General features: G+C 31.3%; 26 protein-coding genes and 1 tRNA gene. 11 read left to right on the forward strand and 16 right to left on the reverse strand.

Features of this window, described 5'->3' with window-relative positions; genetic code table 11:
• Positions 1-352 precede the first annotated feature (352 nt).
• Positions 353-1,009, forward strand: a complete 657-nt coding sequence (locus OEM44_07590) for a DNA repair helicase (GenBank protein MDH3516661.1) — start codon at positions 353-355, stop codon at positions 1,007-1,009.
• On the opposite strand, the gene endA is transcribed toward OEM44_07590, so the two are convergent.
• Positions 1,006-1,569, reverse strand: a complete 564-nt coding sequence (endA, locus tag OEM44_07595; protein MDH3516662.1) for a tRNA-intron lyase — start codon at positions 1,567-1,569, stop codon at positions 1,006-1,008. The two genes, OEM44_07590 and endA, sit on opposite strands and share 4 nt — an antisense overlap.
• A 99-nt stretch (positions 1,570-1,668) precedes the next feature.
• Here endA and OEM44_07600 point away from each other — a divergent pair, with 99 nt between their 5' ends.
• Complete coding sequence (locus OEM44_07600) at positions 1,669-2,178, forward strand: 50S ribosomal protein L16 (GenBank protein MDH3516663.1); 510 nt, start codon at positions 1,669-1,671, stop codon at positions 2,176-2,178.
• Here OEM44_07600 and OEM44_07605 read toward each other — a convergent pair.
• From OEM44_07605 to OEM44_07620, 4 genes are all read right to left on the reverse strand, one after another.
• Entirely contained in the window at positions 2,170-2,433 is a 264-nt protein-coding gene (locus OEM44_07605; protein MDH3516664.1) for a hypothetical protein, read from the reverse strand. The genes OEM44_07600 and OEM44_07605 overlap by 9 nt on opposite strands.
• Before the next feature lie 197 nt (positions 2,434-2,630).
• Positions 2,631-3,578 (reverse strand): flippase-like domain-containing protein, encoded by a 948-nt coding sequence (locus OEM44_07610; GenBank protein MDH3516665.1) that lies wholly within the window; start codon positions 3,576-3,578, stop codon positions 2,631-2,633.
• 72 nt (positions 3,579-3,650) lie between these two features.
• Positions 3,651-4,079, reverse strand: coding sequence for a universal stress protein (locus tag OEM44_07615; protein MDH3516666.1), 429 nt, complete (start codon positions 4,077-4,079; stop codon positions 3,651-3,653).
• A gap of 146 nt (positions 4,080-4,225) precedes the next feature.
• Entirely contained in the window at positions 4,226-4,432 is a 207-nt protein-coding gene (locus tag OEM44_07620; GenBank protein MDH3516667.1) for a hypothetical protein, read from the reverse strand.
• Positions 4,433-5,267: 835 nt separating this feature from the next.
• Between OEM44_07620 and OEM44_07625 the strand changes: the two genes are divergently transcribed.
• The 4 genes from OEM44_07625 (at position 5,268) to OEM44_07640 (ending at position 9,167) form a co-directional block, all read left to right on the forward strand.
• A complete protein-coding gene (locus OEM44_07625; protein ID MDH3516668.1) occupies positions 5,268-6,536 on the forward strand; it encodes a hypothetical protein in 1,269 nt (422 codons plus the stop codon).
• Positions 6,537-6,686: 150 nt separating this feature from the next.
• On the forward strand, positions 6,687-6,830 hold the full coding sequence (locus OEM44_07630) for a hypothetical protein (protein ID MDH3516669.1): 144 nt from the start codon (positions 6,687-6,689) through the stop codon (positions 6,828-6,830).
• A gap of 294 nt (positions 6,831-7,124) precedes the next feature.
• Entirely contained in the window at positions 7,125-7,463 is a 339-nt protein-coding gene (locus OEM44_07635) for a hypothetical protein (GenBank protein MDH3516670.1), read from the forward strand.
• Positions 7,464-7,637: 174 nt separating this feature from the next.
• A complete protein-coding gene (locus tag OEM44_07640; protein ID MDH3516671.1) occupies positions 7,638-9,167 on the forward strand; it encodes a hypothetical protein in 1,530 nt (509 codons plus the stop codon).
• 387 nt (positions 9,168-9,554) lie between these two features.
• Here the strand turns inward: OEM44_07640 and OEM44_07645 are convergent, their stop codons facing one another.
• From OEM44_07645 to OEM44_07660, 4 genes are all read right to left on the reverse strand, one after another.
• Complete coding sequence (locus OEM44_07645) at positions 9,555-9,749, reverse strand: C2H2-type zinc finger protein (protein ID MDH3516672.1); 195 nt, start codon at positions 9,747-9,749, stop codon at positions 9,555-9,557.
• Positions 9,750-10,192: 443 nt separating this feature from the next.
• Positions 10,193-10,489: a hypothetical protein gene (locus tag OEM44_07650; protein MDH3516673.1), complete on the reverse strand. Its 297-nt coding sequence runs from the start codon at positions 10,487-10,489 to the stop codon at positions 10,193-10,195.
• Positions 10,490-11,026: 537 nt separating this feature from the next.
• Complete coding sequence (locus tag OEM44_07655; GenBank protein ID MDH3516674.1) at positions 11,027-11,449, reverse strand: hypothetical protein; 423 nt, start codon at positions 11,447-11,449, stop codon at positions 11,027-11,029.
• A 33-nt stretch (positions 11,450-11,482) separates the two neighbouring features.
• Positions 11,483-11,644, reverse strand: coding sequence for a hypothetical protein (locus OEM44_07660; GenBank protein ID MDH3516675.1), 162 nt, complete (start codon positions 11,642-11,644; stop codon positions 11,483-11,485).
• 84 nt (positions 11,645-11,728) lie between these two features.
• Here OEM44_07660 and OEM44_07665 point away from each other — a divergent pair, with 84 nt between their 5' ends.
• Complete coding sequence (locus OEM44_07665; GenBank protein MDH3516676.1) at positions 11,729-11,920, forward strand: hypothetical protein; 192 nt, start codon at positions 11,729-11,731, stop codon at positions 11,918-11,920.
• Between the two features lie 662 nt (positions 11,921-12,582).
• Here OEM44_07665 and OEM44_07670 read toward each other — a convergent pair.
• On the reverse strand, positions 12,583-12,747 hold the full coding sequence (locus tag OEM44_07670) for a hypothetical protein (GenBank protein ID MDH3516677.1): 165 nt from the start codon (positions 12,745-12,747) through the stop codon (positions 12,583-12,585).
• A 243-nt stretch (positions 12,748-12,990) separates the two neighbouring features.
• Between OEM44_07670 and OEM44_07675 the strand changes: the two genes are divergently transcribed.
• Positions 12,991-13,239, forward strand: a complete 249-nt coding sequence (locus tag OEM44_07675; GenBank protein ID MDH3516678.1) for a DUF5654 family protein — start codon at positions 12,991-12,993, stop codon at positions 13,237-13,239.
• Between the two features lie 618 nt (positions 13,240-13,857).
• Here OEM44_07675 and OEM44_07680 read toward each other — a convergent pair.
• Together OEM44_07680 and OEM44_07685 are read right to left on the reverse strand one after the other, a co-directional pair.
• Positions 13,858-14,169 carry a hypothetical protein gene (locus OEM44_07680; protein ID MDH3516679.1) on the reverse strand — a complete coding sequence of 104 codons (312 nt, stop codon included), beginning with the start codon at positions 14,167-14,169 and terminating at the stop codon, positions 13,858-13,860.
• Between the two features lie 541 nt (positions 14,170-14,710).
• Positions 14,711-14,917, reverse strand: a complete 207-nt coding sequence (locus tag OEM44_07685; protein MDH3516680.1) for an Lrp/AsnC ligand binding domain-containing protein — start codon at positions 14,915-14,917, stop codon at positions 14,711-14,713.
• Between the two features lie 730 nt (positions 14,918-15,647).
• Between OEM44_07685 and OEM44_07690 the strand changes: the two genes are divergently transcribed.
• Positions 15,648-15,721, forward strand: a tRNA-Gly gene (locus OEM44_07690).
• 662 nt (positions 15,722-16,383) lie between these two features.
• On the opposite strand, the gene OEM44_07695 is transcribed toward OEM44_07690, so the two are convergent.
• Positions 16,384-18,057, reverse strand: a complete 1,674-nt coding sequence (locus OEM44_07695; GenBank protein MDH3516681.1) for an FG-GAP repeat protein — start codon at positions 18,055-18,057, stop codon at positions 16,384-16,386.
• 476 nt (positions 18,058-18,533) lie between these two features.
• On the opposite strand from OEM44_07695, the gene OEM44_07700 reads away from it, so the two are divergent.
• Both OEM44_07700 and OEM44_07705 read left to right on the forward strand, forming a co-directional pair.
• Positions 18,534-20,360 carry a CBS domain-containing protein gene (locus OEM44_07700; protein MDH3516682.1) on the forward strand — a complete coding sequence of 609 codons (1,827 nt, stop codon included), beginning with the start codon at positions 18,534-18,536 and terminating at the stop codon, positions 20,358-20,360.
• 153 nt (positions 20,361-20,513) lie between these two features.
• Positions 20,514-21,032 (forward strand): ferritin, encoded by a 519-nt coding sequence (locus tag OEM44_07705; GenBank protein ID MDH3516683.1) that lies wholly within the window; start codon positions 20,514-20,516, stop codon positions 21,030-21,032.
• Between the two features lie 215 nt (positions 21,033-21,247).
• On the opposite strand, the gene corA is transcribed toward OEM44_07705, so the two are convergent.
• The 3 genes from corA to OEM44_07720 form a co-directional block, all read right to left on the reverse strand.
• Entirely contained in the window at positions 21,248-22,894 is a 1,647-nt protein-coding gene (gene corA, locus OEM44_07710; protein ID MDH3516684.1) for a magnesium/cobalt transporter CorA, read from the reverse strand.
• 229 nt (positions 22,895-23,123) lie between these two features.
• Positions 23,124-23,549: a transcription initiation factor IIB family protein gene (locus tag OEM44_07715; GenBank protein MDH3516685.1), complete on the reverse strand. Its 426-nt coding sequence runs from the start codon at positions 23,547-23,549 to the stop codon at positions 23,124-23,126.
• 35 nt (positions 23,550-23,584) lie between these two features.
• A complete protein-coding gene (locus tag OEM44_07720; protein ID MDH3516686.1) occupies positions 23,585-23,932 on the reverse strand; it encodes a hypothetical protein in 348 nt (115 codons plus the stop codon).
• Between the last annotated feature and the right edge of the window lie 27 nt (positions 23,933-23,959).

The raw sequence follows: 23,959 nt of genomic DNA on the forward strand, positions 1-23,959 counted from the left end.
GTTGGCAATACAGTTTTCTTTCAAAAGAAGTTTTAGAAAAATGAATGAACAAATGTTTAGAAATTTCATATTACATTTTAAATACATCGAAAACATTAAGGTAATTGATGTCGTCAGACATCCAAGACAAAGAATAGACTGCGTAGCCCTGCAGAACAAAAATGGCGTTCAGGACACTGACAAAGAGAGGAAATCTCTCAAAGTTCTGCGAATATAGGGTTACGCCATAATATATCAATCAAGCGCACAATACAAAAAATTGAAGTGTTTAACTAATCTGATAAAAATCTAATCATGATATTTGAAATTACAGAATTATTTCTTTAAATATCTAAATCAATGGGATGTTTTGTTGGGGCTAAGAGAACTAGATCTTAAAGAGGAATATAGATCAGATAGAGATGATATTGTTGCAGAGTTTTTCCTTCCTTGTCTAAGCAATTGCGTAGAATATGATAGATGTGTTGATGTTTTATCAATTCATACACTAGTTAGAATATCTATGGCATTTGATAATTTCGCCCAAGGTAAAGCAAAATTAAGGATGATAACAGGTCATAGATTCAGAGCATCAGAATTAACTTTGCTCACAAAACTCTTTTCTGAAAAAGAAATAAAAACATTCAACAATAAATTAATTAAAGATTCTAAAATAAAAAAAGTAAAAAACATCATAGATAATGAACAAGTAGAAATAAAAATTGCAATTCCAAATTCAGAACAGATATCAGATTCATTCTCAGAAAGAATAGGAATTTTTAAAGACGCGCATGGTGATGTAGTTGCATTTACTGGAACTTCAAGAGGAACAGTACCTACTCAAACTAGAGATTTTGAATCAGTAGATGTTTTCACATCATGGAATGACCAATCACGTGTTGAAAGAAAGATGAAAGATTTTGAAGATCTTTGGCAGAACAAAACAAAATATGTTGAAGTGTATGATTTTAAGTATGCAGAAAAAAATAATCTTCTAAAATATTCATCCGAATGGATTATGCATGATTAAATATTGAGTGGTTCATCTAAGCCAGACTTGTTTTCATTAAAATTAATTCTATTAATTTTATAATAGATTACTTCACCACGTCTCTCAATTACTGCAATAATTGGTTCTTTTCCCATTTGAGTTATCTCTTCAATCTTTTTCTGAAGGATTCCCATTTTTTCTTGCTGTCCTTCATTAAGACCAAAGACTAGAAACTTTGCACCTTTTTCTCCAAACTGTCCTCGTTCATAAACTCTAAAATCAAAACCAAAGCCAAAACCGTCTTTTACAACATATCCTCGGTTACGGAGATCACGATAAATCAGGAATTTAGTAAGGATTTCAGAGTCAATTTTATGACAAAGACCCATAAAAGAATCAAAATCAATCTGCTTTTTTCCTTTCTTTAAAATCAGTCTTTTAGTGTATAACAGATAAAGAGTTTCAAATGATTGTAAAAATAATTTTTCATTTTCAATTTCTCCAAACCCCTTAAGATCTAGCTCGTGTATCATGGTCTTATCTGAGATACATGCTTGATCGGAAATTAAATTGCCAGTTACTAGTAGAGGTTCTTCCACGGTAAAGAGAAAATCAAGTGATTTCCATATAAGCATTGGAATGCATGAATGAATCACTGACTAACCGTTAAAATATGGGTTTTCTGGTTTGAGGTTATAATGCATGGTGCTAATTATAGAGAAGGACGTGGACAAGTGTTTACTAGAAAGGAGTACATCAAAGGTAAACCACAAATTAAAATTGCAAAATTTCAAGGCGGAAAAAGAGCAATATACGAGCATTGTGTTCAATTATTACTAAAAGAGAAATTACAGATTCGACATATGGCAATTGAATCAGCCAGATTAGCAGCCAACAAAACATTAGAAAAAACAACTGGTGAATTAGGCTATTATTCGCGACTTAGAATTTATCCACATAATCTTCTTAGAGAAAATAAACAAATTGCAACAGCAGGTGCAGACAGAGTTTCAGAAGGAATGAGAAGATCATGGGGCAAAGCTACTAGTTTGGGAGCCAGAGTAAAACAAGGACAATGTATTATGGAGATGTTTGTTAATGGAGATGCTCACGTACAAGCTGCAAGAAAAGCACTTCAAGGTGCTTGTGTAAAATTACCAGGAACCCCATTGATCAAAGTGATCGAGTGGAAGAAAATATCACCATAAATTATCTAATTTAGATTTCTTATTTTTGATAAACTCTAAAAATTCATCAAATTCTTGTTTTGTGGGTTCTCGATTAAGAATTCTTTTTGATTGGTAAAAAAAGGCGTTGTAAATCCTTCCTACAGCAATTCCCAAAGCAAATGATTTTGAGCTATCTATAGGTGAAAGCGATTGAATTAATTGTTTGATTTCATCCTTGTTAGAAATGGTGTCTTGAATTTTTTGCTCTATTTTCCTCAAAAGATTTTCATCCATAAGTAATGTTAGAGGAATCAATTAAAATCTGTTATAGCTCAAGATTTGTTAGGAATTAACACAATCTGGATAAATAACACATTAACATGTAAGTAAATAGTAAAAATCAGAAAATCATTGTTTGAGACATGTTTGAAGAGAGAAATCAGAAATACTCTTGATGGTCTTATTTTCAATATGTTGATCAAACTAATTCATCAGATAGTGGTTTTTTGTTTTAATGCAAAACGAGTGAAAATTACTCCGATGCTTGTAGAAAACCATATTGTTGCAAGTCTTGTAAATATAACTAGTGATGATGCAACCGAAATAGTCAATCCTTGCTGAACTAACAAATAATCTGCAATCCCTTCAGTAACACCAATTCCTCCAGGTATTAAAGACAAAACTCCATATCCTAATGAAGTGAGATAGATTTGAGATGTCAGAACATATCCTAGATCAATACCTAATGCCAAGAATCCAACATATACTGCCAATGAATCCAAAATCCATCCGGCTACACTTATCAACCATCCCTTAGTCATGGTTTTAGGTCTGGTCAAAATAAAAAATGATTCATTAAGATTTATTTCAGGCAGTCTAGTTTTTAGAAATTTTATTATTGATAGTTTTTTATGAACAAAAGAAAAAATATTCAGATTGACAATAACAAGATAAATTACAACTAGTAAAAAGCAGGAAATTATGACCATTAGAAAAGATATCCAACTAAATGATATTACAAAACTAAAAAGGACAATACTGGTAGCAGCAAGTAGGTCATGATAACGTTCTAGAAAAATTACTGCAAATGATTTGTTGTTGGTTATTTTTAATTGGTTTTTTAAAAAATGAGATTTTATAAACACTCCTACTCCACCAGGAGTAAAAATTAATGACATTCCAGCTAGATAAATAATCAAATTTTGTTTAAAGGATATTTTTTCATCAAGCATTTGAAGAAATTCTTTTTGACGTATACTCTTTATTGTGTGTGAGATTATCCCAAAAAGAAATACCAAAAAAACTAATTCAATTTTAATATGCAAAAATTGTTCTGAAATTTTATTGATATCAGAATACAAGATAAAAATAATATAAAAAATGGCACTTCCTAGCACAACCCAGATAATATTTCCCTTTAACAGATCCAAACCTTTCATGTCTAACACCAAAAGTAAATAGTTTAGAGAATAAAAGACACACCTACAAAAAGACTAAATTTGAAATCACAGTTATTTCACTACAGTTACTGGAGCCTTTGCCTTATGTAGGATAAAGTTTGACGTGCTTCCAAAAAACAATTCCTTTGGAAACCCCATTCCTCTTGATCCTATGACAATTTGATCAATCTTGTTTTTAGGATTATTAGCAAATGTGGTCAAGTCAATACCTGAAGTATGCCCTCCTATTACAATTCCTTCAAATTTAATTTTATTTTTTTCTACTTTTTTCTTTGCAAAATGCATTATTTTTTGTACTCCATTTGTCCATTTTTCCTCTGGAAGTATAGGTGCACGAACAGCAGAAAATGCACTAAAACTTGTGTCACTATGAACTCCAACGATTGTGGCATCAGACTGTTTTGCAAACAAGATTGCAGTATCTAATCCACGTAAAGAATGCTTTGACCCATCCAAGCAAACCATAATTTTCTTACTCATACAAACCAAAAGAAATAGTCCCTATTTATTGCAAAAGATGATTGTTAGTTTTGATTTTTACCAGATATAGGATAAATTTTAGAACTATCCCAGTCCTAGTGAGAAAAACAATGCTAAAGAAAATTCAGAAAAAATAAATCTCTTTTTTATTTTTTTGTAATTTCTAGTACTCGTCTTTGTTGTTCATCTAACATCTTTTGAAATTCCACTCTTAGTACCTCGAGTTTTTCTTTCTTTGTTTTATCATCTAATGTAGAAAAGTTGACATTTTTCATCTCTTGTGCAATTGCAGAAAGTTTATCGTTGGTTTCATATACAATACTATCTATCTGTTTTTCTCTAGATTCATCCAATAAGTATGGTATAGCAATTCTTGCAAATAACTTTTGATGTTAGGGTGCAATATATCCTAATTATGTTCATATCAAATATCAAATTTTTAAAAATATGTTTTATTTAGTATTCATGGTCCTCTAGTTTTATTCACATTTTCAGTAATGTATCAGATATTATCAACAAGTACAAAAAATGATTCTGGTTGATCTAGTAACAATTGATAGTCTAAATATGTTTGATAGATTTTTCTTATAAGGTGCAAATTCTTGTATACATTAGTTGATTAAAAAGAAAACAAAACTTTTGATGATCGGATCTTAAGACCAACAACGATTAGTTGCTTGGTGAGAGTTCCAATCATACAGAATCAACCAAGAATAGTATTTAGATCATGCTGAGAAATCATACGTTTCGCTTTTAAGTAAATGTTGTACTAACTAGTTTAAGATTTGCGGGAAGAAACCATCTAACCGTTAACCGACCATACCGTCCAAGGGGTGGGCCAACTTTTGCCCATCCTTTTCAAGTTATCTTTTATCAATTATAAGATAATACAAATTCGCTGATGAGTGATATGAATAAATCATTTGTTTTGCTTTTATCCAAAATCTAGCAGATACTAATCATTATGAGCAATCAAGATAATCAAAACAAATCAAAGTGATAAGAATTCCAAGGGTTTTCCCGGATTTTTTACGAGGGTTAAGTTTTTCCTTAAAAATATTAGACCATAGATTTGGGTTTTGATTATACATTGCTAATGCCAGATCAAACTATTTCTCTATAAAAAAAATTCAATTCCTTTTCCAATATGGGCAAAATCTTTTAAATCGATACATGTGTTGACTATCAATGAATAAAACGCTAAAGTATATGGCAATACTTGCTTTAGTTCCCCTGTTTACAGCAGGCATGACTTCAAATTATCTTACTGATGCAAATGCAGCAACAAGTAACAAGGTAGTTTGTGGTGATGTCTTGTGTAAGAATTATCCAGGAGGCAGAAACGGTTGGGAAGAAGATAAAAAATCCGGATCTTCAACTGTAACACCACAACCTGCTCCACAGGTTTCTAAAGAAGTATCTACACAAAAAGAAGTTCAAAAGAATGTAGAGCCCAAGACGACATCTCAAAAAAATACCGAATCTAGCATGGACTCACAGCTCAAGTTATCAAGAGCAAATGTTCCAGCAACAATCCCTTTGCATCAAGGATACTACAATGGTGAGGATGTTTATTTTATCATCACCGACTCTAGTGATCCAACACATGCAGATATAATTACAGCAAATCAGGATTGGAAAGTAGAACTTGCTCCACTGCTAGCAAATGCTCCAGCAGAGGCACTATCAAAGACATACATGTTTACAAATGGTATTAAAGGTGATGGAGTTCATGGATTTCAAGGTGAAGTATTTACCAGTACTCCTGCACAACCAGAAGTGTATAGTGCACTGACTTCTCATGTACATGTTACATGGAATGAAGGGATACAACCACGAGTTCTTGATTCGCAAGAGATGATCATGGCTGCTGCAGATAAACGTGAGGTTACACTTACTGAACTAAAAGTAGTGTTAAACATGCCACAAATTGTTTGGCCTGGTGGTCAGATGATGGTAAAAGAGAACAAGACATTAACTGACGAGACTCCATATGGAGGAGGACAAGTTCTAGATATCAATACTGAAGAAAAGACAGTAACTTTCATCGCACATAGAGGCTGGGGTCCTGATGGTAGAACCATCTATTACATTGTAACTGATGCAACACCAAGTGGTCCTGCAAGTATGATGGGAGTTACAAGTGCACCAACATCGGCTAGTTTGATTGCAAATTCAGCAGCAGTAGATCTATTCCAGTTTAAGGATGGTCTTACAGGTACTGGACCTATGGGATTCCAACCAGGAATAGCTGCAGGTGCACCAGGTGATGCAAACTATTCACCAATGTGGAGAATCTTCATGATAGGATGGACTGATCCTTCTAGTGCACAACTGCTAGAAACCATTGATGATATCAATGCATACAAAGAAGCAGATCTAATCGACATTAGCATTGCCAAACCAATGGATAGCGATCACATTGTGAATTGTCCATTCATCGATCCGTTCCAATAAGGAACTCTACTCTTTTTTTCTATTTTTTTTATATTGTCTGATGTAAATCCTGTTGATCTGTAGACCAAAAAATATGTTAATCATAATTTTACAGTAAAATACAAAACAGCACCTCAAAAATTAAATCAGACTATTGCCAAACACAACATAATGATGTCCTCAACTGATACTAAAACAGGCGATGATACATGTCCAATATGCAAAAGATCAAAAAGTAAACATACATCTGAAGAGATTAGAGCATGTACCAAAAAGATGAATGATCTCAATAGTATAGATACAGATGGCTTGTAATATATGTAAAAAATAAGAGAATCACTTGTGTGGTTTTCTTCTTATGTTCAAATCAAAACATATCGATCTTTTTCTATTTTGTATTCTTGTAATAATGTAAAATAAAAATATAGAAAAAAGAAAGTAAACCTACTTTCTTAATTTCATGGTCATTTTGGCAGCAATTCCACATAAGAGTAGCCTAATTCTAAATAAATTTTGTAATTATAATACATAGATATAGTTAGATGTAGAATCTGTTGAATTCAACAATCGAACATTTTATGAAGTTCTTTTGTTTGGTTTACTCAAATTATGAATTTTTTAAGAATTGGCAGTATTGTTTTAACTATAATTATCATTACAACCTTTTTTGCTTCTGCAGAAATATTTGAGGCACACCTAGAAGAAGATACAGAAAAGCCTAATTTTGATCATCCATTTTTGCCTTATGCAGGATTGTTTTTGTTTGGTTTACCTCCATCGATAGCAGGAATTGTTGTATCATTCTTCAAAACTAGCAAATCAAAAATCTTAGGCTTTAGTATAATAACTGTTATATCTTATGTTGTAATTTTCATCATCGCAATTTTGATGTTAAATTATCCTATACTATTTGACATTCCAGAAACATACTGGGAACTTACCAAATAAAGAAACTGAAGAGTAGATTTTTTAATAATCATGAAATTGTCGTTGTATTTGCATCACTTGTATTTTTTAAATCCCAACTAATTTGGTTTTACTTACCATTGTTCTATATCTTCTTGATCACAGGCATGTATTTTAGAATAATCTTTTATTGTTTTAAGCACATTCAAAAGTGCATTGCATAACAAAATGATAGGCAATGATTTGGTAGTAGCATATACAATACCAAATGATTCAGGAAAAAAAGAATTCATCACAATATTGCCATGGGGGGAAGAGATTACAATAATGGGTGAAAACAAAAAATACTACTTTATTAAATTTAATTTCTCCAAAGAACTAGATGATGGCAGTTTTATTCTTGAAGAAAAATCGGGAGTCATTAACAAAAAAACAGAATTAATTGATATCAATAATAATGGGATTCTGAGAGTTGATTTTGTAGATGTACAACAAGGAGATGCGGCGTATATTGAAACTCCTAATGACAAGCGAATACTAGTAGATGGTGGAGATAATCAATTATTTGCCAGATATTTAGCTCAAAAATTTCCTGGTTCAACCATTAATGAACCATATGTAATTGATGCAATAGTAGCTACCCATGGTGACGCTGATCATTTTCAAGGATTAATTGAAATATACAATTCAGAAAAAAATGATGTTAAAAATAAACAATTATTCATTTATCCAAAAAGAATTTTTCATAATGGAATTGTGAAATCTTCTAATAAGATCAATGGCAAAAATGTTTCTACAAAGAAAAGATTAGGTAGAACAAAAGAATTTGATGGGAGATTGTACCTTGTGGATCTTTTTGATGACATAACTAGCGTACCAAAAAAGAAACTGAATTCAACATTTCAAAAATGGGTTAAAGCAATTAAAGCATATAAAAAACGTGGTCCTATTGAATTACGACGTTTAGAGTATGATCCCACAGATAAGCCGTTTGATTTTGTAAAAAAAGAGGGTATAGATATCCAAGTTTTAGGCCCAAGAACACAAATAAAAGAAGGTCTAAGCACATTACCTTTCTTAAAACAAAGAGATAAACCAATTCCAAGATCAGTAATCAAAGATAATGAGGATAAAGAAAAAGGATCGTATTCTCATTCGCACACCATTAATGGTCACTCTATAATCCTAAAAATAAAATTCAAAAATGTAAATATCCTGTTTACAGGGGACCTCAACGATGAATCAGGTAAAGATTTGGCAGAACAAAACAGAATCGATTTGAGTGCAGAGATTTTTAAAACACCGCACCATGGATCACATGAATTTTCAAGTGAATTTTTGGAAAAAGTAAAACCAGTAGTTTCTATTATTTCGTCTGGAGACGAAAATGCAGCAAAAGAATACATTCATCCACGTGCATCTTTGGTTGGTTCATTAGGAAAAAACTCTAGAGTTGCCGAACCACTTATTTTTGTAACCGAATTAGCAGCTTTTTTTAAGAATATGGGTTTTGTTGATGATAAAATCTATAAAACAAGTAAATTGAAAAAACAAAATAGTACTAAACAAAAAGGACCATTTTATGCATTTAAGAGAACTGCGTTTGGAACAGTACATATCAGAACAGATGGAAATAGAGTTCTAGTTTATACCCATAGTGGTAAAGAAGACATGAAAGAAGCTTATGTTTTTACTGTTGATAGTAATGGTGGGATAGATTTTAAATCAGAGAAGATGGTTACTTGACATATCAGTTAAAACATATTTTTTTATGATCTAATTCTTTAATTGGTTTTTTATTTTGATATCTACATTAACATGCAATGCATAAATAATTTTTACTATCAAAGATTAATTCCAAAAAAATATTTATTTATCATCAACTTGGATTAAGAATTACATCTCAAAGTTTTGTTAGATATTAACATAATTTCATGATAAAGTCAAGATTTACGATTAATTCATGTCACATTTTATCCATACGACTCTTTTACAATTATCCTGTTTAACATTCTCTTTAGTCCAAGTTTGAAGATATGGTGCAGATTTGAAAATTTTGTGAGTATTTTAAACTCAGTTTAGATAATCCAATTAAACGTCTACCAAAAAGTTTAGGTTGGATTTATCACGAAATCAAACTCTTTCCGTGCAAATTTTTTTATGTTTTCTTAGATTTTCAGAAGAATGAAACTCAGTACCACATGCTCTACATTTTTCCTTTTTCTTATTGTGTGCAATTTCTTTATGTTTTTCTAGTCTTTCAGGATACTTGAACCTCGATCCACATTCTTTACATTTTAGTTTTCTTATACTATCTACTGACACCATGCTTAGTTTAGTAGTATCTAGTACTAAAACTAAGTTCCTCATTACATGCTGTTTCTTTATTTGGTACCGTTTTTATCTAGGTATGGGTTGCTGTTTTTTTTTTGTTTATTTTCTCAAGGATGAATCATAGACTAGAAACAACTAATGCTTAACCAATAAATCAGACTCAAAAGTACATATTCTCAATCATAACCAATATGTGTAGATGTTTACAATGATAAACCATAATACATCTAGAAACATCATAAATGGAAAATTCTCCATTTTCTTATTTGTATCAAAGATTTGAGATAAATTTAGAAAATCACACACATGCACAATTCAAGAAATGTTTTCACGAAAAATGCAGAAATAATTAAGGAGTTTTATGATGCGTTTAAGAAACAAAACAAATTATTATGTTTGCAATACTATGATGAAAAAATAGAGTGGATCATTATAGATCAGATGTCAACAAATGGTAGCACATATGTTGGGTCAAAATCAATTTTTGAGGAATATTTTCCAAAAATGTTGTCTGATTTCCAACCTGGTACTTGCCAAAATAAGTCAATTCTGATGTATGGCAGCCAAACCCAAACCCATACACACTCAACAAGTTTGATTGTGGTTTCATGGGTAACACATACGGTTCTGCTATTATGAAAAATGCTCTTTTTGATACAATATAGACTTGCCTTCTTTGCAGACTTGACTATTGCCTTCTTGACGGGTATTTGATGCAGCTTGTGAATATTCATTTGCTAACCAAAGATCTTTTTTCAAATAAGCTTTTTACAATTATTTCTTAAAGTCATCTAGATTAGTTTTCATTAAAGTTCTATACCATGTTTTTCTTTGACATGTAAAATAAAATTTGAATTCTTTTTAGATATAAAATTACAGTATGTACATTTAAATACGGATTGTTGTTTTGGAGATCCTATTTTTCTGCTCATTTCAAATTTTTAATCAATTGGTTAATGATAAAACTTTCCTCAATACATGTTGTTCCTTTTTATTTTATTATTTTGACTCAACGTAATTATTACTTAAATAATCAATATATGGGTATTTTAAATCTTTAAATGCCATAATCTGTCAACGGTTGTATCGTATTCTTCTTCATACATATCATTCAGGTAAATTCTGACTTGGATAAACTGATGGTCAAACTGGAACATCAACTGATCCTTTCTAAATAGGATCTGCCATATCAAATAAGAAATGAAGACATTAAGGAATTAAAAATATTTGAAAAAAAATCATATGGCGGACAAGACCAGCATATATCTGTATTATATTTTTGAATTAAATGGTAATACCAAAGAATCCATTATGTCTTTGTTGATATTGGCAAAAGATTTTGAATTTTCATTCCATGTATGAATATTTTGTTTTGTTGCATCAATTGATGCAATTGACATCATAGTATGAATATTAAATGATCCTCTAATCTTTTCTGCAGAATCATGCATCATATTCATTGAAGATTCTTGCATATTCGCGTTTATTCCTACTTTGGTTGCAAATTCCCTTTGAATATCAATGATTGATGATGAAGCATCATTCCATGCTTGGACATATTCTTGGAGCAGATTAGTTGCTGCTTGATGGAACTGTGGAATTGACTTTTCCATATTTGAATAGAAAGTCTTGACACCATCATTCCAAACAGAATAGATATCTTTGTGATTGTTTATATTTTCTATTTTACTCATTTGTCACACCTCCTCCTATTGGATTAAGTATTATTACTTGAATTCCTCAAGCAGATCTTCATTTTTCTTGAAGATCCATGTTAAGCCAATCATGTCTATGGCAGTAATAGTAGAGAGTAAGTTTTTGGTCTCACATTCAACCAGGGTTTCTTGACTTGGTTTTTGGTCATATCTGTGTTGGATTACAATTGACATGAGATAAAATAGTTCCAGAATGATATAATCATAGCAGTTGATTTGTGGTATGCCTTATTTTGACATAAATCTTAAATTTTTACATTGGCCAAACAACATCAAATCCTACTGACATACATATTCAAGGTGATGATTCTTCAGAAGATAGGATCTAGATGGGAGGCTTTTCAAGCTTTTTCTAGTGACATTTTGGTTGTTACGCATATTGAATGGGATGAATACACATTCTGTTTTACAGATATTTTGGATTCTGGCTCTACAGCACCGTGGAATTAGGAATGAAGAGAAATACATTTCTTTAATTGTTCTTGCAGCCATAACCCAAGTTCTAATTTTAGGCATCATAGGATCTCAATCATCTCTTCAACATCTCGGCCATTTAGATTCTTTCCAATGAAGTCAAATTAGCATTCAAACCATCACTATCAATCGTAGTGGTTTTATTGCCATCTTATTGGAAGAGGTACAATCGTTGAGGTTAATTCTGAAATAGACGCAACAGGACTAGATATAGGTATTGTTAAAGTCTAGACAATCTATGAATTGGAACCAATAACATTCATCAAAAGGTGCAACAAAAGGAAACTTGTTTGTTAAAGCAACAGGTGGAAAAACAGAAGATTATAAAACGATCTCAGAAAATATTGTCTTGAAACATAACGACTTGAAGTAATATGGTAAAAATAATCACTATACAAACCCCCTAAGTTCTCTCATATGGACATAATATGTAAATTACATATCCACAATACATCAACATAAAACATATACAAATGATTTAATGAATTCTGATACAATATCATTTCATGGAGTTACAATGGGTATGTACAATAGATGAGACGGGTTGAAATTTTTTTAGTAAAGTGAAAACCACATAGAGAAGGAAAGTGCAGAGATTAAACTAGACACAAGAATTACAAGCTGATTCTCTTTGTATCTTATCCTTTGTTAACCATTTTTGCCACATCTGGATGATTGTGATTGATGTGTAATTCCAGATGTTGTTTTGTAACATAGTTCATTGGCTCATCTGTAGGACATACAGGACATTTGAATGACACTGATTTTCTAGTCCACAAAATACAGTTAAGAAATCTAGTCAAAATTTACATCCCAAATGATGTTCAAAATACAACCAGATAATTACAGAGTAGGGCAAATTGCCTTGTTAGATGATGATTGTTTTATAGTTTTTACTTGTAACGTATTTTATTCTTGAATCCAATTCTCTCTGTTTATTTTTGCAGTTTCATCTAAAGTTATTTTGATTATAATCCAAAAATCAGATGAACCCTAGTTTTCAAATAACGTTATTATATTCATAAAAAAGGACCTTATATAACAAAATGGCTGACGACGCAAAACCAACTATGAAGACTGAAATCCTAGACAAGATTGCAGCACTTGTTACTGCAGCCTTTGGTCTGGTAGCAGCTTTGGCATGGAATGATGCAATAAAGACAATCTTCAAAGAAGTTTTTGGAGAACAATCAACTATTGGTCCAATGTTATTATATGCAATTGTGGTTACGATTATAGCTGTAATTCTTACAATAATTGTCGCTCGTGCAGTATCTAATGCAAAGGGATCTTAACTCTTTTTTTTTCTAAAAAAAGATACTTTGAAATATTAATAATTCTGTATGTTGTAATGACTTTCAAGTGTGTATTGTGTAATTATAAAAATAAGTTAGAGTCAAAATACTGATAAAACAAACTTTTTAGATAATAGATGGTTTATCATACAAAAATAGCAAGAGAATTCCAGTTAACATAACAAAGGATGCCATAAAATAGATTATTACATGTAAAATTCCAATTTTTTTGCTGTAATAGTGTCCAACAAATATGATTATCATCCCCATACCAACTAAAAATATTCCAACTATGAGATTGATAAAATCCATCATTATTTTCTAATATATCACACTAATGATTCATTACTTTATTTTCATAATATCCATAGTATTATGAAATATTATGATAGTATTCTTACTGATAATTTCTTATTGTTAGTTATATGCATAAATTTGATTTAATTTTCTAATAATAAAACATGCTAAACTAACACAACTTCTTTATTTTTGTAGAAATTAGGACAAATAATCATGTTTTATGATGGCATATACGGGTATCCCTTAACATTAGAGAAGATTATGCAATAATCAATTACTTAACCACAAATTTTAAACAATTTTCTATATTTATAAAAACTAGAATGGAATAAAATCATCTACAGATGAAACAATGATTACACCCTTACTTTCACCACCTAGAGCGTTCTTTATAGCAGCAGATACATCTTGAATTCTGTCAGATTCTACAACGGTAGCAATTATTTTTCGTGGAACATATACAGAATTCATGGTACTTGTTCCTCTACCAGATCGTGTTTTTTCCTTTTCTTTTCCGGCACTCTTTACATCATATATTATTGCATCTAGGTCTAGTTCTCGTAGAGATACTATAACGGTATCAGCTTTTTCATTTTTTACTAGCACTGCTAATCTTTTCATGGTAGACATTAAGTCATAACACCAATCCACCAAATACTAAAAATGATTCTTCTTCGAACATTATTTTATTTGGTAAGAACTTGTAATTAAACATTATATGTTATAAAAAATATTAAAGTATCAGACTTGGCAAGTTTCAGATTCAACTTCTTTTTCATAATCCTATAGGGCTGCCAACTAAATTTGAACCACATAGAATAGATTGACAACAAAAAAATAAAGAAAAAGAAGTGCTTTCTTATTCTTCAGATTCATCATCGTAGAAATTCTCATACTTATTGTATATTCAAATAGACTCTAACTACCAATAGAAGATCTCTTGCTTGAGGATTAATCTCAATTCAGATATTGTTGTTATATATGATAAAATGTTGTTATATATGATAAAATGTTGTTATCCTGATTTCTTGTCGTACACGTTTGTAGTGAAACAATTATGTAAAATTGAGAGACAGGTTCACATAGTATATGGCAAAGCCATATAAAAGATCATCCCACCTCCTGAATCTAATATTAACATTTTCAGACTAAAAAGGAATGTGTATAATTCCTACGTGCAAAACAACGTGAGAGTAGAAGTTATACCATCAATGGGTTTTATTTTGGTGTTAATTGTTTCCTTTGTGGAATCATTTGAACCATTTAGATGAACTAAAACATCATAAAATCCTTTGATATGGCTTATATCAATTACAGCAGGAATTGACTGTATTTTTTCAATTATATCATATATGTGTCCCTTATCACATGTGACCAATACAAATGAATGTTCATTTTGATGCAGTGAGAACCATATACATCCAAAATAATTAAAAGATTCTATGTAATTGTGCAATGCCTTAAAATGGATAAATGATGAAATTTATATCAAATAATAATATTTATGGCTAAACAAATGGATATTTTTTTACATATTATTTAATAATTCCTACACTTTTAATCCACAATTACTTTAAATCTCAAAATAATACACATGTATGACTCAATACAGTAAGAGAGGAGATACTTTACTGTAAGTACTGCAAAGGTAATCCAAAAATAGAAATACCAAATAACATTGACTTGACATCACCATCAAGTGAAGAATTTGTGGAAAATGTTAGATGTACAATTTGCAAAAACATCGGTTATGTAAAACGATAAGTGATTAGAATTAACGAGAATGAATTTTTCACATATTCTCGTTATTAGTCGGGATGCGAAATGATCCTATATTGTAGCATATAAATTGATTTTGTTTGTAGATTCAGTCATGATTGTTTTGTAATTGTGGTATTTCAGTTATAGAGTAATAGTCATTTAATTTATAATAATTTTTGAAATTCTCCAAAAAATATTTGTATATTTTTCTTGTCGCTTTCAATTTTTTATGAATGTTCAAATAGTAAACTTTGTTGTATGGTTAACTTACATCTGAAATTTATTTAAATCCAACAGAGACTCATTTAAGAACAGTTTAATATCCAAATTCAATCTTGAGGATTGTTGCAGTTATAGTACAGTCTGGTTAGTACTCGTGCTTGCCAAGTACGTGACCCGGGTTCAAATCCCGGTAACTGCACTTAGCTTTCAATTCAAATACCTGACAGGGCAATATTGTCTACCAATTACACGAGGATAGATTATAAAAACAAGGAATTAACCTTCATTACTAGATCATCAGAATCAAAAGATTTTTCCATGCTGTCTCCCAACTATTTCAAAAATGTTAACGTTTGGTTTGCACCTGATTTCGAGCCAATTTTTGCCAGATGAAATTCTTTAGGACAAACATGTTCTGATCCTTTTGGGTATCAGAAATTTGAAAAAACAATACAAAATGCGCTGAAAATAATAAATAGATAATAAATCATTGTTGCTTATTTTTTAGCTTTCTTAAATCTCACTTTGTTTGATAATCTGGGTGTCATCATGGTTACAAAATTAATTATCATTCTCAACGTTCCAAACAGAGCAATCTATCTTACCTCAATAAGAAAGGAATTAAAAAAATAGAAAACCTAAACATGGAGCCAAATATCCTTAGGATCACTGTTTTCTTTTATCTTTTATGTATGCCAATGTAAGTAAGGAAACTAGCAAAGAAGCAAATTCAATTTTTTTCACAAGACAATAAACTGCTGATGAAATTAATTTCAAATGATTGAAATTAATAGACTAAAACTAGAATATCTTTCATGTGTATGATAACCCAATACTAACTAGAAAATAATCTGAATAAACTCAGGTACGCAACAAACCGTTTTCAATTAAGAATTCTATGCCATTTAAAAATTCAAAATCAGATATTTTATCCTGGGCCCACCATCCTGCATTTGTTTTTATCCAGTCAGGTATCTCTTGTGGAGCATTCTCATTGAATTCTACTTGACTTACAATAATCAATCCCTTTGTAATCAAATACTGAATAGAATCTATAAATTCAGCATCTGAAATTGCATCTTTTGACCACCATTCAGAAGTATTTTTTACCCATGAAGGTATTGCAAGTGCTTCTGTTGTCTTTACTCTATCATGTGTGTATGGTGAATCACCATCAGCATAAAAAACTGAGACAGAGCCAGTCTTTGTTATCCCAGAAGTATCAAAAGGAGTTCCAACTACAATGTTATTTCCAAATGATGTTAATGTCATACCAAAATGTTCATCATTATTTGGAGTTGGATTCTCTAGTGTTACTAGAAGATTTCCGGATTTTATTTCAAATACAAAGACAATTCCAGAATTTGGGTTTACATTAACATTTACGTCTGGTTGTGAAATTATCTCCGGATTCTCTTTTGGAATCACATCAAAACTTCCAAGATTTTTTGGAGCGCCAACAAAGATGTAATCATCAACTAGTTTTACAGATGAACCAAATTCACCAAATGGAACAGGATCAGGATTGGTTATTTTGTGTACTAGTTCTCCAGAATCACCATCAAAAAGAAATACTGAACCTGCCTGAGAATCTGATGAGTTATCTTTTGGAGCACCGATTAGAACATAGTTTTGATTTACAGAAATAGAGTTACCAAATCTTGCAAATGACTTTGAACTATCATTATTATTATTATTATTATTATCTTCAAATGTCCTAATTAACTCACCAGTTTTTCCATCAAAAAGATAGACGTGCCCTGTTTGTTGTTTGCCAGTAAATGCTACAGGATTTGCAACCAGAATATCATCTCCAAAAGCTGCAACTACAGAACCAAACTCACTGCCTTGTTCACCATAGGGATCAGAAATTGTAAGTAATAGTTCTCCAGAAGACGTAAACAAATAAACAATTCCTCCACTTTGTCCTGATTCAGAGGCTTTTGGTGCACCCACAATGATATCTAGATTGTCAGTTACATCTACTGATGCACCAAACTTCATTTTAGAGACTTTATCAGGAGGATAGATTTCTAATAGTTGTTCTCCAGAATCTACATCAAAAATGTAAACGGCACCGCTATTATCCAATCCTGAAGTAGACCCTACTTGAGACTGTTGCTCTGAATTCTGTACACCAGGAGCTCCAATGACTACTCTTGTTTTATCTAGTTCCGCTAAAGAGATTCCAAAATCAGCAGCAGGGTTTGGTTTTGGGTTTTTAATTGTTGTAAGAAGATTGCCAAGTTGTTCATCGTATACAAATACAGAACCAGATGTTGATCCGGCCAGATTTGAATCAGGATTACCAATTATTATTTTATCTCCTACTGTTTCTAGTACCTGACCAAAATGAAAGTCAGACTGATCATGAGGATTTGAAATGATCATTGGAGGAGAATATTCTATTGCAAAAGCCATGTCGATAATATGAGTTCCTTGTTTAGATACAATTGAAGTGTCATCATCTGGAATATACGATAAAAGTGAAATCAGTGATATCAGTACAGTAAAAGATAGTAAAATTCTTCTCATGTAAAATAGATCTTTTTCATATACTTAACTCTACTTATTAGGACATTATGTGTAACCATACATTAGTATGACTCGTAGTTTATGAGTGATGTGCATACCTATCAATTGAAATATCCCGAGTACCAGTGTTTCAGAATCTTTCCTCGATTTATTACTATTTTTTATTGTAATATACAAATCACAGAATTTATTTTTAGAATGTCTGTATTTAACTAATAGGCCATACATTAGTAAAAGTATTTACTCTCGTTGTTAAGGAATAGATAGAAGTTCTTTTTATTTTAATATGTCTACAAGAAAATGAATTTGTCATGTATTCAATAGTAAATAAATTAACAAAATCATACTTATGTAAAAAACAAAAGATTTTCAAGTAGAACATAAATAATTAACTCTTACATTTAATGTTGAGTTTAATTCTGTAAAAACAACATAAGCATAATCTTAAACACATGAGATCATAAAGAATATTTGAAATGTCATCAAACCCAAAACTTTCAATTTCATATATTCTTAGAAAACCCGTGTCTGAATATATGGAAGATGATGTCATTACACTAAATGAAAATGCAGATACTTCGGTAGCTACGTCAATGTTACAAAGATACAATAAAACAGATATTGTAATTATCAACAAAGATAGAATACCTGTAGGGATTGTTACTGATCAGGATATCCTAAAAGTAGTTAGTGACCCAACAATCTATGCAGAAGACACAAAACTAAATCAAATTATGACATTTCCAGTTTTTACAGTTAATCTTTCAGATTCTCTGAAGGATTCTTTGCAGATAATGCGTGACAAAAACATAAAGAAACTTCCTGTAGTTGACAATAATAACAAGATTCAAGGGATTATATTCCAATCAGCCATTTCACGTGCAATAAGAGCATCAGCGGTAAAACCCCCTAGACTTCTCAGTCCCCCACTAAAGGCTATCTTGGGGAATTTGGGATTTGTTTTGCAGTTTTCGGGGTTTTTGATTATGATTCCAGCAGTACTTGCATTTTTCCTAAATGACAACCTGACAGCAGCAAGCATATTTTTTACATCTGTATTACTACTCATAATAGGATTTTTTTTGAATTCCTATGGTGAAAAAGCACATATTAATTTACAACAAGCATCGATTTTAGTTTTTTTAAGTTATGCAATTTTGATATTGTTTGGCACAATACCGTACATTTACGTTGCACCAATTGGCGACAGTTATCTAGATATATTTTCTAACAGTTTCTTTTCCAGTGCAGCAGGTTTTACCACAGGTGGCATCTCGTTTTATGAGCACCCAGAAGAGTTATCACAAAGCTTTACTTTTTTTCGAAGTTTCAGTCAGATGGTAGGTGGCATGAGTTTCATCTACCTTGTAATGACAGCATTTTATCCTGAACGAAAACTAAAAGCTATGCGTGGATTTATCTCCGGCAAAACACTGAAACTAAGAGAATTATTTGGAACCATTTCAATAATCTTTTTTTCTTATATTGTTGTAATGGTGGTTTTGTTATATCTAATTGGACAACAGAATATAATCGATAACTTTTCACTTGCAATGTCTACTGTTGCTACAGGAGGATTTGTTCCATCTTCGGACATACTCTCATCTATTGGATGGCAGGGCCAGACAATATTGATGGGAGGTATGATCCTAGGTGCACTTCCATTTACACTTCACTATGCATTTTTTAGACCTCATTATTTAACAGAAAAATTAGGTGCAGAAGTAAAAATATTTTTTATTCTGTTGATAGTATCCGTCATCGTATTTTTCATTTTGGAGCCAGACTTGGAACCTATCAACATATTGTTTGATATAGTATCTGCAGGAACTACTGCAGGAATACAAATTGAAAACTTTGAGAATTTTGGTTTAATTTCAAAGTACTTTATTACACTTCTTATGATTGTGGGAGGTTGTGGGTTCTCAACTGCAGGAGGAATAAAGATATATCGATTCTTGGAGGTATGGAACTATACAAAAAACAGTGCAAAAAACATTACAAAAAAGAAAGAAGACCGTGTTAAATCACCCAAGAATGAACTAATATCAAATGTTATAGTGATCAGTGCTTTTCCAATAATCATATTCTTGATTGCAATGCACCTTACAGATTATGGGTTTCAATTTACGGATGCCATAGTTGATGCAACCGGCATAGTTACTACAGGCGGACTCTCAACTGGGATAATTACTGAAAATTTGAATCCTTCAACAAAAATTCTTCTGAGTTTTATGATGATTGTTGGAAGATTAGAAATAATAGCTATAGTATACATCTTTGTTAGAAGGTTAGGGGATTAACTAGAATGTCTATTTTTATTATTCATAGTATTATGAGTAGCACATTATTTTTAGTTGTATCATCATAGTGGTATCAGTAGTATTCTAGGATATTTTTATTTTGGATAAACCTTTTGTGCGTAAACTAATATGTAATGAATGAATTGTTTACACATGAGATTATCAGATGCCATGATAAAGGTACTCAATGAACAAATAGTGATGGAGTCCGAGGCTGCAAGTTTTTATCTGTATATGGCTTCTTGGTGTGAGGTTTCAGGTCATGATGGTGCATCAAAGTTTTTCTATAAACAATCAGATGAGGAAAGAACACATATGCTCAAAATAGTACATTATATGAACAGATTGGGGACAATTGCAAATATTTCAACAATAAAGGAACCTCCAAAAAACCTAGATTCATTAGAAGACATAGTAAAAGCAGCACTAGAAAATGAACAAAAAGTGACAAAATCAATTCATGAGATAATTACTCTGGCAGAGAAAGAACGGGATAGAAGGACATTTGATTTCATGCAATGGTTCGTAAAAGAACAAATCGAAGAAGAAGATACAATTGATAGGGTTCTTCAAAAGTTTGATGTAATTGGACGAGACAAACTTGCAATTAATGAAATTGACAAGTACATGCAATCATTAAGTGAACAAAATTCAGAACTAGAAACAAAATAGAAATCAAATACACCTAAAAAAGAATGTTTGAAATAAATCCATTTAGATTTTTTGGAATTCTAGCTTGTCTAAAATTTCATACATTGTATTTAGCAAAGTTAGTATGATAGAACAAGTCTGCGTGGGAACATAACGTATATCGATTATGATCTATATATCAGACCCAAGTGGAATTAAAAAAATGGAAAGTTAAATTATTTGGAATAGTTTTTGACTTAGAGCCATTTCTTTTTTTTAAACCATATTATCATAAGGGTTGTAATAACAGCCATTACAGATAACATAGCAAAATAGCTATACTCCCATTGTAATTCGGGAACATAAACAAAATTTGTTCCATAAAGACCAGCTATAAATGTAATAGGTATGAAAATAGCTGCAATTATAGTGAGGGTCTTCATTACTTCATTCATTCGATTACTTACACTTGAGAGATAAGTATCAAGCATACCACCAATAACATCTCGCAGACCCTCTATGGTATCTATTACCTGAACTGTATGATTGTAAACATCTCTCAAATAAGTTCTAGTATTATCTGAAATTAACATAGTTGAATCACGTCCTAGAAAATCTATTATTTCACGAGCAGGCCAAATTGATTTTCTCAAAGCAATCATTCTACGCTTTAATGTTTGAATTGTTTGCATGGTATCTGCAGTAGGGTTTTGCATCAACTCTTCTTCCAGTTCTTCGGTAATATCTCCAATTCGTTCTATGACCAAAAAATAACTATCAACTATTGCATCAACAATTGCATATGTAAGATAATCACTTTTCTGATTTCTAATTGTGCCTGTATTACTTCTCAGTCGATTTCTAATTTGATCAAAGAAATCAGCCTCAATTTCTTGAAATGTAATAACATGATGCTTTGCCAAAACTATTGAAATTTGTTCCAGTTCAAGCTTTTGTGTTTCCTTTACAAAATGAGGCATCTTCAACAATATCAAAACATATTTGTCAGAAACTTCAATAGAGGGCCTCAGTTCGGTGTTCATGATATTTGATTGGTGAAGTGGGTGGATTTCAAAACTATTTCCAAATGTCTCTATGATGTGTGGATCATGAATGCCAATCACATTTATCCATGTAACATTTGGTTTATCTTTAGATTCTATACAATCTTCAATTTTTACATCAGTTTTTTCATCAATTGTTTTATCATCATATTCCAACATATCTATTCTAACATTCTCTACTTTTTGTTCTCCTACGTGAATTAATGCTCCTGGGCTTTGACCAATTGTATCGGATAAGGAAGTTTTTTGAGTTTTGGTTTTATTGATTATCTGTGAAATTTTTGTAAGATCTTGCAATCCAATATCTTTGGTTATTTCTTTAACTTTTGATGTCTTGCTTGCCACTCCCACAATAATGAATCCTGCCATAATTGAGAAAACAATGCTAATTACTAGTGGAGTAAAATCACCAACAATTGCAGCCTGATATATTGCCTCTACATCAGTCTTAGTCCCGGCTTCTACAACTAAGCCTATTACAGAATCAAGAAGGAAAAACAGAAATGAAATCAACGCACCAATTATTATTGCTGTAACTGCAGTGATTTGTGGAGGAACCTCAATATTTTTTTCTTCTTTGTAGGGTGAAATGTATTTTTTATATCTAATAATCATTAAAGCCATAACAGTGATTATAATTGTAGAGGTAATCCACCAAATTACAAGCCAAGGTCCATGCTGCGAGTCAATTTGCTCTACACCAGAAATAAGATCTTGAATATTTCCAGTTAAAGGTAATGAGAGTAATGATGTAGCTATTCCAATAACTATCTGATACAAAAATGCAAAAGTAAATCCATAAACAAGTCGATTAATTATAATTCCAATTTTATCTCTCAATTTTCACCCGTAATTTAATTAAAGTTCAATGTATTCTAATTAATGTTGGTTTATTTTTTATGACCTCTTCTATTCGAGTTATGATAATAATCTTTAACAACAAACAACAAATTTTTATTCTAGCCTCTGAGAACTCTTTTTACAAATCAGAAATCCAATAATTTCTGGATAGTGTTTTCCTATTACGCAAGGTAACAGTGGACACACCAGAAATTTCACAGAATTTCCTCTAATTAACTCTTTCACCATTCAACATTGATGCAAGATACAAGGATGCAGCTGCTTGTCCTATTGGATTTTTTCCAGCAGATGATCCTAATCTTTCAACATCAGCCAAAATTTTCAAGGCATAACGTTTAGTTTTCTCACAAATACCCATATCACTTGATAGTTTTGATAGAAACAAAGCGATGTTATACTGAGGTAGATTCAAACTAAATTCATCGATTAAAATTCGGACGGCTTTTTGAAGATGTTTTTTACTTATATTACCAGTATGTGAAATGTCATCTAGACTTCTTGGAGTCATTGTTTGTCTACAAGACACATATAATGATGCAGCCATCAAAGAGTTTGAAATTCTACCTTTAGTAAGGTTATGTTTTTGTGCACGTCGAAACAATGAACAAGTAACTTCTACGGTGTTATCTGAAATACCTAGTTTTTCTTTTAACCCATTTAAGAAAGCAGTTATTTTAGAAGTGTTCTCTGAGATGATTTTTTAATTTTACTTCTATTATCTAATATTCTTAATCGATTAAATCTTGATTTGTTAATAGAGTTTAGTGGTCTACCAGTTGAATCGGCATTTTTTCCAATCACAGAATACATTCCTTTGTCATACATTGAAAGAGATTGTTTGGGTCCAACATGACTTTTTGTCATAAAATCTTCAAGATTGTAAATCTGTGTTTCATTATTGTTGTCTAGTTTTTCTTCTATTACAGTGCCACAATTACCACAAAAAATCTCTCCACTGAAAATATCTGTGATCAGATTATTCTTACTACAATTATCTAATTGACATTTTTGTAACATATGATTCAAGATATGTTTTATATCTTT

The sequence above is a fragment of the Nitrosopumilus sp. genome, from assembly GCA_029862745.1.
Taxonomy (GTDB): Archaea; Thermoproteota; Nitrososphaeria; order Nitrososphaerales; family Nitrosopumilaceae; genus Nitrosopumilus.

Bases quoted from the DNA above. Each gene is read 5' to 3' on its own strand.
- OEM44_07600 (MDH3516663.1), top strand. From the start codon at position 1,669: ATGCATGGTGCTAATTATAGAGAAGGACGTGGACAAGTGTTTACTAGA.
- OEM44_07605 (MDH3516664.1), bottom strand. From the start codon at position 2,433: ATGGATGAAAATCTTTTGAGGAAAATAGAGCAAAAAATTCAAGACACC.
- OEM44_07610 (MDH3516665.1), bottom strand. From the start codon at position 3,578: ATGAAAGGTTTGGATCTGTTAAAGGGAAATATTATCTGGGTTGTGCTA.
- OEM44_07615 (MDH3516666.1), bottom strand. From the start codon at position 4,079: ATGAGTAAGAAAATTATGGTTTGCTTGGATGGGTCAAAGCATTCTTTA.
- OEM44_07625 (MDH3516668.1), top strand. From the start codon at position 5,268: ATGAATAAAACGCTAAAGTATATGGCAATACTTGCTTTAGTTCCCCTG.
- OEM44_07630 (MDH3516669.1), top strand. From the start codon at position 6,687: ATGATGTCCTCAACTGATACTAAAACAGGCGATGATACATGTCCAATA.
- OEM44_07635 (MDH3516670.1), top strand. From the start codon at position 7,125: ATGAATTTTTTAAGAATTGGCAGTATTGTTTTAACTATAATTATCATT.
- OEM44_07645 (MDH3516672.1), bottom strand. From the start codon at position 9,749: ATGGTGTCAGTAGATAGTATAAGAAAACTAAAATGTAAAGAATGTGGA.
- OEM44_07650 (MDH3516673.1), bottom strand. From the start codon at position 10,489: ATGAATATTCACAAGCTGCATCAAATACCCGTCAAGAAGGCAATAGTC.
- OEM44_07655 (MDH3516674.1), bottom strand. From the start codon at position 11,449: ATGAGTAAAATAGAAAATATAAACAATCACAAAGATATCTATTCTGTT.
- OEM44_07660 (MDH3516675.1), bottom strand. From the start codon at position 11,644: ATGTCAATTGTAATCCAACACAGATATGACCAAAAACCAAGTCAAGAA.
- OEM44_07675 (MDH3516678.1), top strand. From the start codon at position 12,991: ATGGCTGACGACGCAAAACCAACTATGAAGACTGAAATCCTAGACAAG.
- OEM44_07680 (MDH3516679.1), bottom strand. From the start codon at position 14,169: ATGTCTACCATGAAAAGATTAGCAGTGCTAGTAAAAAATGAAAAAGCT.
- OEM44_07695 (MDH3516681.1), bottom strand. From the start codon at position 18,057: ATGAGAAGAATTTTACTATCTTTTACTGTACTGATATCACTGATTTCA.
- OEM44_07700 (MDH3516682.1), top strand. From the start codon at position 18,534: ATGTCATCAAACCCAAAACTTTCAATTTCATATATTCTTAGAAAACCC.
- OEM44_07705 (MDH3516683.1), top strand. From the start codon at position 20,514: ATGAGATTATCAGATGCCATGATAAAGGTACTCAATGAACAAATAGTG.
- OEM44_07720 (MDH3516686.1), bottom strand. From the start codon at position 23,932: ATGTTACAAAAATGTCAATTAGATAATTGTAGTAAGAATAATCTGATC.